Origin of the sequence: Paenibacillus sp. Root52 (genome assembly GCF_001426865.1) — a bacterium.
GTDB lineage: Bacteria > Bacillota > Bacilli > Paenibacillales > Paenibacillaceae > Paenibacillus.
The window spans coordinates 1,879-17,164 of record NZ_LMFO01000032.1 but is presented as its reverse complement, the minus strand read 5'-3'; the positions used below and the strand labels follow the sequence as shown (position 1 = coordinate 17,164).

Below are 15,286 nucleotides of genomic sequence, written 5' to 3'. Positions count from 1 at the left end.
CAAAGTCATGCTTGCAGCCTTGTTCCTGAAGGATAATCAATTTCTGCTCATCGATGAGCCTACGAACCATCTGGATCTGCATGCGCGGAAAATCGTGAGTGAGTATCTTCCCAATAAGAGTGGGTTTATCTTGGTATCTCACGATCGGTCTTTTATGGATCACTGTGTAGATCATATCCTGTCCATCAACAAAACTAACATTGAGATTCAAAAAGGGAATTTCTCCGCCTGGTGGGAGAACAAAAGAAGACAAGATCAGTTCGAACTCGCCAGNATCCTGTCCATCAACAAAACTAACATTGAGATTCAAAAAGGGAATTTCTCCGCCTGGTGGGAGAACAAAAGAAGACAAGATCAGTTCGAACTCGCCAGCAATGACAAACTAATGAAGGATATCAAGCGTTTATCCGACTCAGCCAAACGGACGGGTGGATGGTCGCATGAAGTGGAGAAGAGTAAAAATGGCACCAGATCTTCCGTATCCGAGACATGATTAATCAGAAAGCGGACAGTCCGATACACATCCGTTACTGTTCTCTCATACAGCTCTCCATAGGCTTTATCATTACCAGCTCGTGTTAACGCTACAAGTTCTATGTATTCGTGTTCCTCGCTCATCTGCCAGCCCCTCTCCTCTATTCACTATATATTGGCATACCGAGCACATATCGTTCGATTTATATTTTAGAATTCATATTCATGTTGCTTCGTTAGCTAATGAGACATAGGAAAAAGCCTACCCTGTAACAGCAAAGATGGATTACCCCACCATTTGTGTTGGATAAGCGTCCACGCGCGATCTCTGTTTAATAATTCTGATGCTTCAAACTATTAATCAAGAATTCGTTCGCTTAACGCTTTTTCAAGCAATACAAATATTGTTTTCTCCTTATAGTGCAACGAATAATTGGGATGATAGGTACGGTATGTATGGTACGGCAATGTCGAATGCACTACACGTGACAACACATTGGCTCCAATATCCTCAATGGATTCGAACCTCAAAGACTCATCGATGTTCCCCACACGACTAAATGTCTCTATCAGCCTATTATCGTAATACGGCCCCGTCAAAAATATGACAACGTCAGGTGCAAGCGCTGAAATTTCCATGGGCAAGACATTGTACTCCTGTTGAAGCAAACTTTCAATTGCATGTGGTGGTCTTGTATTGGCGTAATCAAACCGAACTAATTCAGTATGCAAAAATCCATCATCCCCCACCCCTGGCGAGATCACCCGGTAGAGCCTTCTCATTCCTTTCCAGAATGGCGTATGGTCATACTTACGGTGATATCGCAAATCCTCATACATCCATTGCAGAAACTTTACTATTTTCTCTCGTTGTATCTCTTTGTCATCATTAGCAAAAGTCTGTAAAGTCGTTTGGAACGGATCCCAACCATTCGTTGCTTGTCCTACAAAAAGAACCTTTCTCTTAGCCTTCCTGTAGGCCGGCAATACTTTAACTAAGAACGGGTTAGATAACTTTGCTAAGTCATCCGAATCTAATTGCTCCATCAGCTCCATTAACCTATACCAGCGCTCATCATAGGCCGCCTTCAACTGATTCTCCATATCCATCTCACGCGTGAATGCTTCTATGCTCATCTCAAAGTCTCCTTAATATACAACTAATTTCCCATTCGGATATTCGACTTTCCATCCAGATAACTTACGGTTTCAATCTACTCCTCCAATTCTTCAGATTTTCTTTAGAAATATACCCATGAAATCCTTAGTTTTTTTCAATATGATTCCTGTACGGCAGGAAGCTCGCAAAATATCCGTGACTCGTGCCCTATAAACGTTAAAATTCTATTTTTTCATAAAGGTGGAGTCCAAGACACAATGAAAGATTTGCTTCAAAACCTTAAATTATTTCAGTTTCTAAAAGCTTGTTATCAATCCAAAATAATCAGAGTGCTCATTCCTGTAACGATTCTGGTCATCATCTATGTATACGGTAGACATGAGATTCAGCGTATTAACATAGCTAGCATTATTCATGAAGTACATATGAAGCCAGTTCATGTCATCATTCAACTGATCATTGCTTCGTTTATAGCCGTATCTGTCATGAGCACGTATGATTTTCTAATTCGAAAACAATTTAAGCTCGATATTCATTGGATAACCACTTATCGCTATGCCTGGATCGCTAATACATTTAATAATATGGTTGGGTTCGCAGGTCTTACCGGTGTAGGATTACGTGCATTTCTTTATAAGAAAAGCGGTATTCCGATGAAAACAATGGGGGCTGCTGTCCTTTTTTTATCACCTATCTTATTAGTAGGTCTGTCCTTGCTGGGTGGTCTTGCACTAATCGGTATTTTGCCTGTAGAACCACTACTTGAACAACATCCCTGGCTTCGGCTCGGCGTATGGGGAGTTGCATTATACTTGCCATTTTTCTTACTCATGCAACGATCCTCCCTATTCGCAAAATGGTTTAATAAAGGCAATGGAAAGCTACCTTGGAACATGGTTATTGCTTCACTCGGTTGCTCTGTTCTGGAATGGGCATGTGCTGGAACATTATTTTGGTTGTTTGCTTTTTCTGATATGCATCCCTTACCGTTCGCTCCAGTATTCGGGGTATACGTTGTAGCCGCCATTGCGGGAATCATTAGTATGGCTCCAGGCGGCATTGGTGCCTTTGATCTGATCGCGCTGCTTGGGCTGCAAACATTAGGTGTTGAGCCTTCACGAGCACTAATGATTTTGTTGTTGTTCCGCATGTTTTACTTTGTCATTCCTTGGCTCATCGGTCTGTTGTTGGCTGGGCTTGAGATGAGCCCAAACCGTGAGCAATGGCTTGAAATGATGAAGACTTGTTTCAATGCTATACGTAACATTTGGGACAGATTCTGGAATTGGCCGTCCCGTTTCAATTTGCTTAGTGATCTGGGTGCATGGGTGCTTGGCAAGCTCGTATTTGCTAGCGGTGTCCTTCTACTATTCTCTGCGGTTACACCAGGCCTTATGAATCGCTTGCGCTTCATGGAACATCTGTTACCTTTATCGCTGATGCGCTTATCTGAACAATTGTCCGTAACCATCGGTATCATGCTTATCGTCATCTCACGAGGGATATCCATGCGTATTCGCCGAGCTTACTTATGGACTGGAGCTTTGTTATCAGCAGGAGCTATTTTCACATTTGCCAAAGGCTTTGATTACGAAGAAGCTCTTATTTTACTGACCGTGGCTTTCATTCTGTGGATATCCCCTACTCAGTTTAATCGAGAAAGTGTCCGTGTATCTGCACGTAGCTTCTGGATTTGGACGCTTCTTGCTCTAATCTCATCGTTGTCGTATTACATTATAGGTTCACATCTACATCCAGCTATTTTGCAACATCTGCCCATGCGTGCGCAACAATGGATGTCACATCCCCACGACTATGTATTAACAGCTCTTGGTGGGTTAATGGGAGCTTTGATTGTGCTTGCTTTTGTCTTCACATTGCGTCCGTCTCGCTATACAGAAATGCGCCCTGCTGAAGAAGATATCGAGAAATTCACTCAGTTTATCGCCACAGAAGAGGGTAATCTGTTAACACATCTCCTCTATCTGGGTGACAAAAATTTTTACTGGGCTCAAAATGATCAGGTTCTGATTCCCTACGCTCAAGTACGTCAGAAACTCATTGTACTTGGTGATCCAATCGGCAATAAAAACCTTGTTGGTGCTGCGATTCAAGAATTTCAGAACTATGCGCATCACTATGCATTGACCATTGTTTTTTATCAGGCCACACCTGAATATCTATCCATCTATCATGAGAATGGCTACAAATTTTTCAAATTAGGCGAAGAAGCTCTGGTACCTCTAGATACTTTTACATTAAGTGGGAAAAGTAAACAAAACTTACGCACAGCTATAAATAAATCAGATCGCGAAGGACAGATCTTTGAAGTATTGTCCCCGCCATATACATCAGAGTTATTATCTGAATTACGTCAGATTTCGGACGAGTGGCTTGGCGATCGTAAAGAAAAAACGTACTCTTTAGGGTGGTTCAACGAAGCCTATATCCAGCGATCACCCTTAACACTACTTCGTAATGCGCAAGGCCGTATTCTGGCCTTTGCGACGCTCGCTCCATCCTATAGTCGTAATAAGGTCATCTCTATTGACTTGATGCGCCATCTGAATGATACACCGAACGGCACGATGGATGTGCTATTTGTACGATTGATCGAATGGGCCAAAGAACAAGGTTATTCTTACTTTAATCTCGGAATGTCCCCTCTCTCCAGCGTGGGTGAGAATCAGAACTCACATCGTGAAGAAAAATTAGCACGTCTAGTCTTCCAATATGGTGGGTACTGGTATGGATTTGAAGGATTGCGTCGATACAAAGAAAAATTCTCTCCGGAATGGCACGCACGATATTTAGCTTATCCTTCAGGGATGGCACTTCCCATGCTTACACTTGATCTTGTTCGCTTGGTATCCCGTTGTCCCGAATGATATTTCTCTTGAACCCGATACATTGATAAATCTGTATAGGAGTTGAGCACTTGAACCGTTTCAGTCAGTCATCCACTAAATCGGCCTGGCTTTCCCTGCTTTGGCTAGCAGCAGTTCCAATATTAAATATTTTCTACGGTATATTAAATCGACCGGGGGATCATGTCTATAGTCTTGCGACAACACTCGATCCCATGATCCCCTTTATCCCATCTTTTATCATTCCTTATGTATTATGGTACCCGTTCATTACAGGTGCATTAATAGCACTTGCATTCAAGAACAAGAGAACCTATTTTCAAACGCTAATTGCACTTTGCAGCGGTCTGGTAATCTCATACATCTTCTTCGCTCTGTTCCAGACAGCGATTGAGCGCCCAAACATCCAGGATAAAGAAGGCTTTCTTTACACGATGGTTAATTACATCTACCGTAACGATCAACCCTACAACTGTTTTCCAAGTATTCATGTGCTCACCAGTTATCTGATTCTTAGAGGAACCCGAGTATTTGGACGAGTGATATGGGCGATGACTTCCACCCTCTCCATTCTTATTATGATGTCTACCGTACTGGTGAAACAACATGTCGTCGTAGATATTGCAGGTGGCATCCTGGTTGGAGAGCTTTGTTTCCAATTGGCTGGAATAACCCTTTATTCACTCTCAACCCATGTTAAATCGATTCGATTGGAGTGAGATGAACGGTGACAGAATTTCCATGGATTTATCGCAAGCATAGTATTCGATTCCATATCCTTATCCGTTCTGGTTTCAGTTTTCTGATGGCCTTTCTCATGACCTTCATATCCCTGCTGCCACTTACCGCATTTCATCATCTAGCCAAGCTGTATCTGTTCCAATTTCATCTGGCATACCTTGTTCCTATCCTATTTACTACTTTTTTTGTCATATCCTTTTTTATTCTGACCCATCGCATTGTTAAAGAAATTGCCACTTTGGACAACGCGATACACATCATCTCGGGAGGGGACTTGAGCTACCGGGTGCCTCCATTTCAGCTTGTTGAATTAAGAAAAATTTCGTCTCAACTTCATTCCATAGTGGAGCAATTACAGGAACAAATGATCGGGGAACGTGAGCGCGAGACCGCCAAAAGGGAATGGATTGAAGGCATATCCAATGAGCTTTACGCACCTCTAAAAGGAATAATTCAAAACATGGAGTTATTAAAATCTAAATCAGTTCCGAACCAAGAAGATTATATGCGAATTGTACACGAAACACATACAGCAGCCTTTCAATTTCGAAATCTAATGAATGATTTAATCCAACATGCCCGACTATCCTCTCATGATCACCAGCTGAATTTAAAAGAAACCGAAGTAGTTCATCTTATGAAGCGAATCATTGCTGACTTCATATCGATAGCGCGTGAGGATGACTTTATGGTGGAAAAAGAATTTCCGCCTTCTCCTGTTATGGCCTGTATCGACCATGAAAAAATAGAAATGGCACTCCATAATCTGCTGTATCATGTGCTCAAACACTCTGCTCATCCAGGCATCATTCGCCTAATCTTCAAAATAGATCACAGGCAGCTCGTCATTGGAATTGAAGGCAATCTCTACTCCCATTCTAATGAAAACAGTGAGCATATAGATCATACGCAGCAGCATAGATCATCTAGCAATGCATCAGATATATATACCAGAACTGCAATGGGTCTTCATATCGCCAGAACGATGATCAAATTGCAAGGTGGCACGTTAACATTAAATGACGAGAACAACATTATGATTGTGACTTTGCCACTTCATCAATGCTCCTGACTATCCACACTATCAAGTCTTGCCAGTACCTGGCAGGGCTTTTTTTCTGTGTAGTTGTTTGGTTTTACTTATGTATTCTTTAGATTTTCTTCAGAAATATACTCATTAATTCCTTAGTTTTTTTCACTATGATTGCTATATCGACAAGAGAGGAGGCAAAACAATGATCAGTAATACGATCTTAGAGCTACTTCAGCAGCATGGATATCTGATTTTTTATTTTGCCTTCTCGTTAGGGCCTTTCGGCATTCCAATCCCGAATGAGATCACAATTATCAGCGGTGCCATTTTGAGCCACACGGGTGTTATCAATTCATGGATCACATACTTCTGTATTTTATCAGGACTATTAACGGCCATTACCTTCGCTTATTTTGCAGGAAAGTTATTTGGATCCAAGATAAAACACAGATTTCAACATAACAAGCACTTCGTCAAGGCAGAACTGATTCTGAATAAGCGCGGCAATTGGGCGATGTGTATTGGTTTGTTCATCCCAATCGTACGGTATGTTCTCCCTTTGGTCGTTGGACTGAGCGGCGTACAGTATAGAAAATTTGCTCTCATCTCATATTCCAGTGCTTTACTTTGGAGCATAACCTATTTTACGGCTGGAACTTACTTTGGCGCTCCCATCTTATCTACGCTTCAATTATTTCATTTTTGACCGGATTGAATCACATATCATGACCTGCATGGAGGAACCCAAATTGAATTCTAATAACCCTGTTTTATTTCTGAAGAGCTTTCTTCAAAGTCCTAAACATGTTGGCAGCATCATACCCAGCTCCCGGTTTCTCGCCAACAAAATGGTGAATCAAGCTTCTTGGCTAGAGGCAAAAGCAGTCGCCGAACTCGGATCAGGTACAGGTGCCATCACACGTTATATTCATCAACAGGCGCAGGATCGTACCAAAGTATTATTGTTTGAGATGAACGAAACGATGAGGAATAATCTGCACACCACATACCCGCAATTCTCCTGTTATCCAGATGCAGCTCGATTAGTAGAGTCCATGAATCAAGAAGGCGTTCAGCAACTGGATTATATTTTTAGTGGGTTGCCTTTCTTCAACTTTGAGCCTGAATTAAGAAATACGTTGGTAGAACAGATCCATAAGGCACTCAAACCTGGAGGGTTATTTATCGCCTTTCAATATTCACTTCAAATGAGAAAAACATTATCTGAACACTTTATCATCGAAAAAATAGAATTAGTGCCTATGAATATCCCTCCTGCGTTCGTTTATGTCTGTCGCAAAAAGGAAACAATTTAAACATCCTGGGCTATCGCTTACACTGGTGTTATCCTCTCTATAAGGAATATTGATTTTATTTATAACAGGTCATAAAAGGAGTGTTGAAGTATGAGTACCGTTCTCGTTGTTGATGATGAACCCGATATCCGAGATGTCATTCATGTCTATTTACGTAACGAAGGATATCACGTCATTGAAGCAGCCAATGGTGAAGAAGCTCTAAATATTATCAAAACAACATCAGTACAGCTCGTTATACTGGATGTTATGATGCCCGTTATGGACGGAATTAAAGCCTGCTTCAAAATAAGAGAAGTATCCACCACTCCCATTATTATGTTATCCGCCAAGGAAGAAGACATTGATAAAATAACGGGGCTGACTACCGGGGCTGACGATTACATGGTCAAACCGTTTAATCCATTAGAATTACTGGCTCGTGTTAAGGCTCAGCTGCGGCGTCAAACACTGATTGGCAAAGCAGAATTCAATTCTCTTATCCTGATTAAGGATCTTGTTATTGATACAAGTAAACATTCTGTGAAGCTCAAAGAGAATGACATTTCACTAACTCCACTGGAGTTTTCCATTCTGGTGTTGCTTGCCAGCCATCCTGGACAAGTATTTAGCTCCGAGAAGATTTACGAAACCGTGTGGAAAGAACCTTACGGATATTCGGATAATACGGTGATGGTTCATATTCGTAATCTAAGAGAAAAGCTGGAAATGAACCCGAGAGAACCTCAGTATATTAAAACAGTATGGGGAGTGGGCTATAAAATTGATTAAACGATCTAACCCCTTACATCGAAATCGAAAGAAAAAAATTCAAATCAACATTTTGATTCGAGTTATTTTGAGTACCATTGCTGCTGCTGGCTTTAATAATATGCTCATTTTCCTTTCTATCGAGGTTTTTAAAGCTTGGGAGCAGGCTTGGTTCCGTAATTCGCTTCCGTATGTCATTACTCCGATTTTTATATTGACTTTCATCCTAACCTTTCTGTTATTAACTCGTCGAATGGTTAAAGATATTATTCGCTTGGAGCAAGGACTTCAATTCATATCTGAGGGTAATCTGGACTACCGGGTACCCGTTAATCGACAAGATGAGCTGGGTCGAGTCGCTTCCAACATTAATCACATGACTGAACAGTTACAGCTACAGATGATCAAGGAACGTGAGTTGGAGAAATCCAAGATGGACATGATTACGGGTATATCTCATGACCTACGCACACCGCTTACCAGCATAATCGGATATATTGAGCTTCTTAGAACAGAATCCTTTCAAGACAAAGAAGAGTATGACCGCTTCATTCAGAACACCTATAATAAAGCAACGCATTTGAAGAAGCTGCTCGATGATTTATTCGAATACACGCGTCTAACCTCAGTAGATACCCAATTGGATCTGAAAAAGGTTGACCTATATCAGCTCTTAGACCAGTTGTTGTTTGAATTTGAACCGTTAGCTCAGGAGAATGGTATTCATATCGAGAAAGAGATCGGTAATGCCCCAATTATGGCCTGCGTGGATAGTGATAAGCTTGCTCGCGCTATCGATAATCTTCTCATGAATGCCCTGAAGTACTCCTTTAAACCTGGTGTGATTCACATTCGAATGAGTGTGCATCATGAGCAAATTACCATTCAAGTCGAAAATAAAGGAGCGCCGCTCACAACAGAGCAAAAAGATAAACTGTTTGATCGCTTTTATAAGGTTGATTACTCACGGAGCAGCGAAGGCATTCAAACGGGGTCTGGTCTGGGTCTTTCGATTGCAAGAAATATTGCAGAGTTACATCAGGGCACCTTAACGCTTCAACATACGCATAACGTATTTACGTTCCGGTTAAGCTTGCCTGCCAACATCAAGTGATACACCATGAATTCAACAACGGAGGATACCGCGATGAAAACACCCGAACCACTTCTTTTCCTGCAAGGATTCTTAAAGAACCCCAAACGAGTGGGAAGTGTCCTACCCAGTTCCAAATTTCTAGCCCACAAAATCGTCCAGTCTGTAAGATGGACTGAGATTAGAACCATTGCTGAGTTGGGGCCAGGAACTGGGGCCATCACACGTCTCACGAGAGCACAATTACCGCAATCTGCAACCGTGTTTTTATTTGAGAGAGACCCCAAAATGAGAAGTAACCTGAAGAAAACATATCCTGAATTCATGTTCCATTCGAATGCATCCTATCTATTGAAAAGGATCCATCAAGAACATGTGCATCAGTTGGATTGTATCATTTGCGGACTGCCCTTTTTTAACTTTTCCAGAGAAATGAGACAAAACATCCTGTCACAGATCCATACAGCGCTCCGACCTGGAGGCATGTTAGTGTTATACCAGTACTCACTTCATATGAAGAAACGATTAGCTGAACTATTCGAGATTGAAAAAATCCAATTTGAGCCCTTCAGCTTCCCTCCTGTTTTTGTGTATATTTGTCGTAAGAAGGACGAGGAAGGACACAGTGAAACGAGAGAATCGGGGGAAACCTGATTGCATTATTACTACAGTACTCAATTGACTTATGCATATGATGTTTTGTTACCTTCTCATTTTACGGTTGCCAGCCAATGAAATGCCTCATCTATGTCATGGAATTCTTGATATGGATTGGATATGTCCATTCCTGAGGGGAATCATAAAAAATCATTTCAACCAGCTCCTTTTTTAATGTTTAATGTCCTGTCTTGTCTTGTGAGGATCTAATCATGCGAGTCATCATCTTACGCGGTAACAAGCGCGGCATAAAGGCAATAAATCGGTTCCGAGCTCCAGGCATAATTAACGTCTTGCCACGCAGGAAGCCTCGATATCCTTCTTCCGCCACCTGTCCCGCTTCCATGATCGGACCCTGCAGCATCTTCGAAACACCCATACCCGAACGATCAACAAATCCGGTTGATGTCAGGCCTGGACATAGTGCTGTCACCGTAACACCAGTTCCGCTTACTTCATTTTCCAAAGCCTCGGTGAATGATAACACATATGCCTTTGTTGCATAATATACCGACATCATCGGTCCAGGGAAAAAGCCTACCAACGAAGCCACATTCATTACACCGCCGTATCCACGTTGGATCATACCCGGCAAAAACAGTTTTGTCATGACGGTTAAAGCTTTGATATTCACGTCAATCATATTGACTTCTTGTTCCAGATCCGTCTCCATAAATGTCCCGAACAGGCCGAAGCCTGCATTGTTGACAAGATAGTCAACAACAATTCCCTTTTCCTCCAGCTCATTGAAAATCTCCTGTGGTACCCCAGGTGCCGCTACATCTTTGGCAATAACCGTCGCCTGAATGCCGTATTTTTTCCCATACTCCTGTGCAAGATCCAATATTTTATCCTCGCTGCGAGCGACAAGCACAATATGATGTCCACCTTTGACAAACCGATCTGCTAACTCTTTACCGATCCCACCCGATACCCCTGTAATTAGAACTGTTTTTCTCATGTTGCTGCCTGCCTCTCTTTTCTATAAAATGTGTCCAAATGAAATATCGATACTAGAATGAACATTCTATAATAGTGAAAAAAATAGACTACTTCAGTATGAGATTCATGGATAGAATAGCTATACGCAGCAGTTTTTCCTTGGTCATCGAAGTCTTGACCATCACCCTTAACCCAACGCCTACATTATGCAGATATTCTGCCAATACCTCGGCGTTGTACTCCGTTGTGAATTCACCTTCTTGCTGTCCCCACAAAATAATGTCCTTGATTAGATTCTCGGTATTTGCAAACATCTCAATCGATCGGTTGTTCATATCGTCATCCCTTGCGGCCAATTCTACCGTCGAATTAACAAGCAAGCAGCCTGATGCTGGATGCTTCTCTCCATGAATTAAAGAAGAAAATATCAACTGAAGTGCTTCCGTTGCGGTCTGAGAATGCTTTATGCCTGTTGCAAGGGAGAAGCTCATTTTCTGATCATACAGATCTACTGACTTTAGAAACAAGGTATGTTTGTCGCCAAATGTATCATACAAGCTTCTACGATGAATTCCCATATGATTGACCAGATCCGTCATAGACGTCTTCTCATAGCCTTGTTCCCAAAAAAGTCTCATCGCTTTATCTAGTACAACAAACTCTTCAAACTCTTTGCTTCTCGCCATTAGCTTCCCTCCTGTTCAAAAAACGAACATTGAATAACATGTTCTCATTGGGTATTTAAAAGGTCAGAATTACTTTCCCTTGGGAGTGACCCGTGGACACTTTAATCAATGCCTTTTCAATATCATCAAACGTATATGTGGAATCGATCGAGGGCTTGAAATCTTCTTTTTCTATAAGGGTTGTGATTTCTCGTAATTGTCTCCCACTGGAGTGCACGAATATAAAGCGATATTCATTTTGATTCTTACGTGCTAAAGAATCCAGGCGTGCACCTACGAGTCCAAACAATGCTCTTTTCCACATCGGAAAATGACTGTCCACTGCAAAACGATAATTGGGTCCCGCTTTCAAGGAAACTAATTTCCCCTGTGGCTTCAAAATGCTCAGTTCAGCTTCGATTTCATCCGCACCCAAGGTGTCGATCACATAATCGATATCAGACAGAATATCAGCATAATGCTCCGTCTTATAATTAATAAATTGATCTGCTCCAATCGATAGTGTACGTGCTCTGCCTCTCTCGCTGCCACTTGTAATAACCGTTAAACCCATGGACTTGGCAATCGGTATGGCCATCGCTCCGAATCCGCCGGTTCCTCCAGGAATAAACAGTTTTTTGTTGGGTTCAACCCGAAGTACATCATGCAATGCTTGATACGCGGTCAAGGCTGTAAGGGGTACTGCAGCAGCTTCGATAAAAGACAGATTATCAGGCATTAAGGATAAAGCATCCTCATGTACAGCCGCATATTCAGCAAAAGCACCAATTTTATTCAGAGGCAACCTGGCATAGACCGAATCCCCCACTTTAAAATTCAAAACATCATCACCAACGGCTTCAATGACACCCGATAGTTCATTCCCTAAAGTAAAAGGTAACGTATAGTCTGCGATCATCCGAACACTGCCATTCATATTCAAGATATCCAGCGGATTTACACCCGCAGCTTTTACTCTGACGAGGACCTCATGGCTCTGCATCTGAGGTGTCTCAATATCATTGATTTCCACTTGGATTTTTTTGGAGTATTTTCGTATTTGGACTGCTCTCATCATTTATCTTCTTCCTTTGCTTATAGACTAGGAACATGGCGCGCAATGTTCAGTTGTACGCCATGTTTCACGCTTGGTGCTAGTGTTGCCCCTCTTGTGACTTTAATTCTTCCAACGTAGGATAATCCGTGTAGCCCTTACTTCCCAAACCAAAGAATGTTGTCGGATCTGCTTCATTTAGTGGCGCACCTTAGCGATAGAGTTCAGGACCTTCTTCACCATCTTGAATTCCACCCAGCGGTGTCCCTGGCGAAATACGGAATCCTGTTCGTTCTGCGCCTATTTCCTCCACGATGGCTCTCGTTATTTTAATCGCGAAGCGAGTACGATTTTCTATAGATCCGCCATAATCATCTGTGCGTGTATTCGAATCCCCTCCTAAAAATTGGTTGATCAAATAGGGGAACGGGGATATCCTTCATCCCTGTGGCCGTAAACATTTCTACACCCGGTGCGATTGCGGATGGAGCAACCGGTTGACGATGATGGGGGGTATTGATACACTCCTCTTCATTAACGATTTTGTAGATGTATTAATTCAATTCTGAAATAACCGGGTAGATTGCGCCTCTCAGATGGAATTCATAGTTCTGGTCTACAATTCCTACGACCACTTCATTGTGATCATACAGATCGATCATGAAGCCCGCCATTTCTTTAGCTGTATGGTATTTGGGCATATTCGCTTTGTAATCAAAAGCTTCAGTGTCTAGTGATTTTTGCACGAATTCTGTTTCCGTGATCGCTGGTGCCATAACCTTCGCTTTTAGTTTCGCACCCTTCAGTTCCAATTCTTTGGCAAGACCTTCTGTAAAGGCACTAACGTAATATTTCGATGCAGAATACGCAACACTGCCCACAGCAATGGCATATCCGAGGGCGGAGGAGACGTTAATCAATTGAGTACCTTCGACATCCGCGTAATCTCGCACATACAGTGTAGAGAGAATGGTCAAAGATTCGATATTAACACGTAGCATGGTCTCCACTTTATCCAAATTCTGTTCAGCAATGACTGAGCCTTCTCCAAGCCCTGCATTGTTGATCCACGTTTCAATTTGGTATTGCTTCAAATTGTTATACAGTGCGTACGCCTCTGTGGTTACAGACAGGTCAGTTTGTTGAACAATAACATTTACTTTAGGATCAACACCCTGAATTGTAGCTTTGAGTTCTTCCAGCTTATCCAATCTTCTTGCTACCAAAATCAAATTTTTACCACGTGCTGCAAATGCCAATGCCGTTTCATATCCAATTCCTGAACTTGCTCCTGTAATTACGGTGTATTTCATCTTATTCTCTCCCTCATATTCTTTAGATTAGTGTAATCCGTTTTTTAGAACGATCGTTCTTTAATGTGCAAAAAAACACAGTTAGATCTAACTTGCTGTTAGCATATCATTTCTAGAACGAACAGTAAAGAATTATTTTAACCTTTTATTCTTCGTTTGTTTGCTTTTAAACAGCGTAAATTAAATAACTTGACGTCGATGAGTACCTGTAATGCTGGTGAACTCCGTTGTTGGGATTTTATAACCATACGAATCGGTAGTAGTTCGGGGGATCAAGTGATGGAAAATTTGTCGTCCTCCCTTAGGATAGCAGGGCAGTCATTCCTTGACCCGTAGTTATGTTCCATGTTACGTTTTCTGTATTAAATTGTTAAGCTTTTAAAGGGGGATCGAGTGATGACTGAATTAGAAATCGTAGATGTTTATGTGAACCTGTCAGCGAACATCAACATTGGCATGGTTCACAACATAACTAATCAGAATCCGGCACTTTATCCTCCTACTATATAGAGTCACTTGGCACTAATCCTTAGTCGCTAGGTTTCTTCAACGTATAATTAGGTTGATGTTACGCAAAAAAGCACCGGAGAATGGGGATTTTTTGTGTTTTTCATCTAAGGGTAATCGGAAAATTTTGACTAACCTAAACTTCTCAAACATTAGATAACGTCATTCATTTCAGAGACCATCTGAAATTCTGATTATGTTCAAATGTAAAAGTGAAGCAATCCATGTCTTGGTAGCTACTCCGCCGGACTAACTTTTATATTTCACATAAAAAGGATGATCTTTATGTCGTTAATTAACGTTACTAACCTAACCTTCGCCTATGACGGCAGTTACGATAATATATTTGAAAATGTAAGCTTTCAGCTAGACACCGATTGGAAATTGGGTTTTACCGGCAGAAACGGGAGAGGCAAAACAACCTTCCTGCAATTGTTGCTTGGTAAATACGAGTACAGTGGGCAGATTTCGGCTAAGGTTAACTTTGAATACTTCCCTTTTCAGGTAAAGGATAAGAGTATGATGACCCTCGATATCATCGAGGACATTTATCCTGAATACCTACATTGGCAGCTCGTACGAGAGCTTAACCTGTTGAAAGTATCGGAAGATGTTCTGTATCGGCCTTTCGATTCCTTGTCTCAGGGGGAACAGACCAAAGTCATGCTTGCAGCCTTGTTCCTGAAGGATAATCAATTTCTGCTCATCGATGAGCCTACGAACCATCTGGATCTGCATGCGCGGAAAATCGTGA

Annotated in this window: 15 protein-coding genes and 2 pseudogenes; 11 read left to right on the top strand and 6 right to left on the bottom strand. The window is 41.7% G+C overall.

All coding sequences use genetic code 11. The features are described 5' to 3' along the window. Window positions 1–76: 76 nt before the first annotated feature. Both ASD24_RS31550 and ASD24_RS31200 read left to right on the top strand, forming a co-directional pair. Window positions 77–273: pseudogene (locus tag ASD24_RS31550) on the top strand (Lsa family ABC-F type ribosomal protection protein); the annotation flags it as partial. A 1-nt stretch (window position 274) separates the two neighbouring features. Further along, window positions 275–487 (top strand): annotated as a pseudogene (locus tag ASD24_RS31200) (Lsa family ABC-F type ribosomal protection protein); the annotation flags it as partial. Window positions 488–831: 344 nt separating this feature from the next. On the opposite strand, the gene ASD24_RS26305 reads toward ASD24_RS31200, so the two are convergent. Continuing rightward, complete coding sequence (locus ASD24_RS26305) at window positions 832–1,611, bottom strand: hypothetical protein (RefSeq protein WP_056702268.1); 780 nt, start codon at window positions 1,609–1,611, stop codon at window positions 832–834. Between the two features lie 240 nt (window positions 1,612–1,851). Here ASD24_RS26305 and mprF point away from each other — a divergent pair, with 240 nt between their 5' ends. The 8 genes from mprF to ASD24_RS26265 all read left to right on the top strand — a co-directional run bounded on the left by mprF (window position 1,852) and on the right by ASD24_RS26265 (window position 10,048). After that, a complete protein-coding gene (mprF, locus tag ASD24_RS26300) occupies window positions 1,852–4,482 on the top strand; it encodes a bifunctional lysylphosphatidylglycerol flippase/synthetase MprF (protein WP_056702265.1) in 2,631 nt (876 codons plus the stop codon). A gap of 50 nt (window positions 4,483–4,532) precedes the next feature. Further along, a complete protein-coding gene (locus tag ASD24_RS26295; RefSeq protein ID WP_145053454.1) occupies window positions 4,533–5,180 on the top strand; it encodes a phosphatase PAP2 family protein in 648 nt (215 codons plus the stop codon). Between the two features lie 8 nt (window positions 5,181–5,188). After that, complete coding sequence (locus ASD24_RS26290; protein ID WP_056702262.1) at window positions 5,189–6,274, top strand: sensor histidine kinase; 1,086 nt, start codon at window positions 5,189–5,191, stop codon at window positions 6,272–6,274. Between the two features lie 163 nt (window positions 6,275–6,437). Beyond that, on the top strand, window positions 6,438–6,941 hold the full coding sequence (locus ASD24_RS26285; RefSeq protein ID WP_056702259.1) for a DedA family protein: 504 nt from the start codon (window positions 6,438–6,440) through the stop codon (window positions 6,939–6,941). A gap of 28 nt (window positions 6,942–6,969) precedes the next feature. Further along, window positions 6,970–7,551 (top strand): class I SAM-dependent methyltransferase, encoded by a 582-nt coding sequence (locus tag ASD24_RS26280; protein ID WP_056702845.1) that lies wholly within the window; start codon window positions 6,970–6,972, stop codon window positions 7,549–7,551. Between the two features lie 90 nt (window positions 7,552–7,641). After that, on the top strand, window positions 7,642–8,322 hold the full coding sequence (locus tag ASD24_RS26275; protein ID WP_056702257.1) for a response regulator transcription factor: 681 nt from the start codon (window positions 7,642–7,644) through the stop codon (window positions 8,320–8,322). Between the two features lie 52 nt (window positions 8,323–8,374). Next, window positions 8,375–9,415 carry a sensor histidine kinase gene (locus ASD24_RS26270; RefSeq protein ID WP_235540882.1) on the top strand — a complete coding sequence of 347 codons (1,041 nt, stop codon included), beginning with the start codon at window positions 8,375–8,377 and terminating at the stop codon, window positions 9,413–9,415. A gap of 33 nt (window positions 9,416–9,448) precedes the next feature. Continuing rightward, entirely contained in the window at window positions 9,449–10,048 is a 600-nt protein-coding gene (locus tag ASD24_RS26265) for a class I SAM-dependent methyltransferase (RefSeq protein ID WP_056702255.1), read from the top strand. 181 nt (window positions 10,049–10,229) lie between these two features. Here the strand turns inward: ASD24_RS26265 and ASD24_RS26260 are convergent, their stop codons facing one another. The 5 genes from ASD24_RS26260 to ASD24_RS26240 all read right to left on the bottom strand — a co-directional run bounded on the left by ASD24_RS26260 (window position 10,230) and on the right by ASD24_RS26240 (window position 14,025). Next, window positions 10,230–11,012: an SDR family NAD(P)-dependent oxidoreductase gene (locus ASD24_RS26260; protein WP_056702254.1), complete on the bottom strand. Its 783-nt coding sequence runs from the start codon at window positions 11,010–11,012 to the stop codon at window positions 10,230–10,232. Between the two features lie 88 nt (window positions 11,013–11,100). Further along, window positions 11,101–11,679 carry a TetR/AcrR family transcriptional regulator gene (locus ASD24_RS26255; protein ID WP_056702252.1) on the bottom strand — a complete coding sequence of 193 codons (579 nt, stop codon included), beginning with the start codon at window positions 11,677–11,679 and terminating at the stop codon, window positions 11,101–11,103. A gap of 55 nt (window positions 11,680–11,734) precedes the next feature. After that, complete coding sequence (locus ASD24_RS26250) at window positions 11,735–12,733, bottom strand: NADP-dependent oxidoreductase (protein WP_056702839.1); 999 nt, start codon at window positions 12,731–12,733, stop codon at window positions 11,735–11,737. A 190-nt stretch (window positions 12,734–12,923) separates the two neighbouring features. Continuing rightward, on the bottom strand, window positions 12,924–13,130 hold the full coding sequence (locus ASD24_RS31195; protein WP_056702250.1) for an oxidoreductase: 207 nt from the start codon (window positions 13,128–13,130) through the stop codon (window positions 12,924–12,926). Window positions 13,131–13,266: 136 nt separating this feature from the next. Further along, complete coding sequence (locus ASD24_RS26240) at window positions 13,267–14,025, bottom strand: SDR family NAD(P)-dependent oxidoreductase (RefSeq protein ID WP_056702248.1); 759 nt, start codon at window positions 14,023–14,025, stop codon at window positions 13,267–13,269. A gap of 792 nt (window positions 14,026–14,817) precedes the next feature. On the opposite strand from ASD24_RS26240, the gene ASD24_RS31190 reads away from it, so the two are divergent. Then, window positions 14,818–15,286: ATP-binding cassette domain-containing protein (locus ASD24_RS31190; protein WP_235540878.1), on the top strand; the 469-nt coding region annotated here is incomplete at its 3' end.

What these genes read in the sequence shown, in the direction of transcription:
- ASD24_RS26255 (WP_056702252.1), bottom strand. Translation starts at nt 11,679, where the DNA reads ATGGCGAGAAGCAAAGAGTTTGAAGAGTTTGTTGTACTAGATAAAGCG.
- mprF (WP_056702265.1), top strand. Translation starts at nt 1,852, where the DNA reads ATGAAAGATTTGCTTCAAAACCTTAAATTATTTCAGTTTCTAAAAGCT.
- ASD24_RS26260 (WP_056702254.1), bottom strand. Translation starts at nt 11,012, where the DNA reads ATGAGAAAAACAGTTCTAATTACAGGGGTATCGGGTGGGATCGGTAAA.
- ASD24_RS26305 (WP_056702268.1), bottom strand. Translation starts at nt 1,611, where the DNA reads ATGAGCATAGAAGCATTCACGCGTGAGATGGATATGGAGAATCAGTTG.
- ASD24_RS26240 (WP_056702248.1), bottom strand. Translation starts at nt 14,025, where the DNA reads ATGAAATACACCGTAATTACAGGAGCAAGTTCAGGAATTGGATATGAA.
- ASD24_RS26275 (WP_056702257.1), top strand. Translation starts at nt 7,642, where the DNA reads ATGAGTACCGTTCTCGTTGTTGATGATGAACCCGATATCCGAGATGTC.
- ASD24_RS26280 (WP_056702845.1), top strand. Translation starts at nt 6,970, where the DNA reads ATGGAGGAACCCAAATTGAATTCTAATAACCCTGTTTTATTTCTGAAG.
- ASD24_RS26250 (WP_056702839.1), bottom strand. Translation starts at nt 12,733, where the DNA reads ATGAGAGCAGTCCAAATACGAAAATACTCCAAAAAAATCCAAGTGGAA.
- ASD24_RS26285 (WP_056702259.1), top strand. Translation starts at nt 6,438, where the DNA reads ATGATCAGTAATACGATCTTAGAGCTACTTCAGCAGCATGGATATCTG.
- ASD24_RS26265 (WP_056702255.1), top strand. Translation starts at nt 9,449, where the DNA reads ATGAAAACACCCGAACCACTTCTTTTCCTGCAAGGATTCTTAAAGAAC.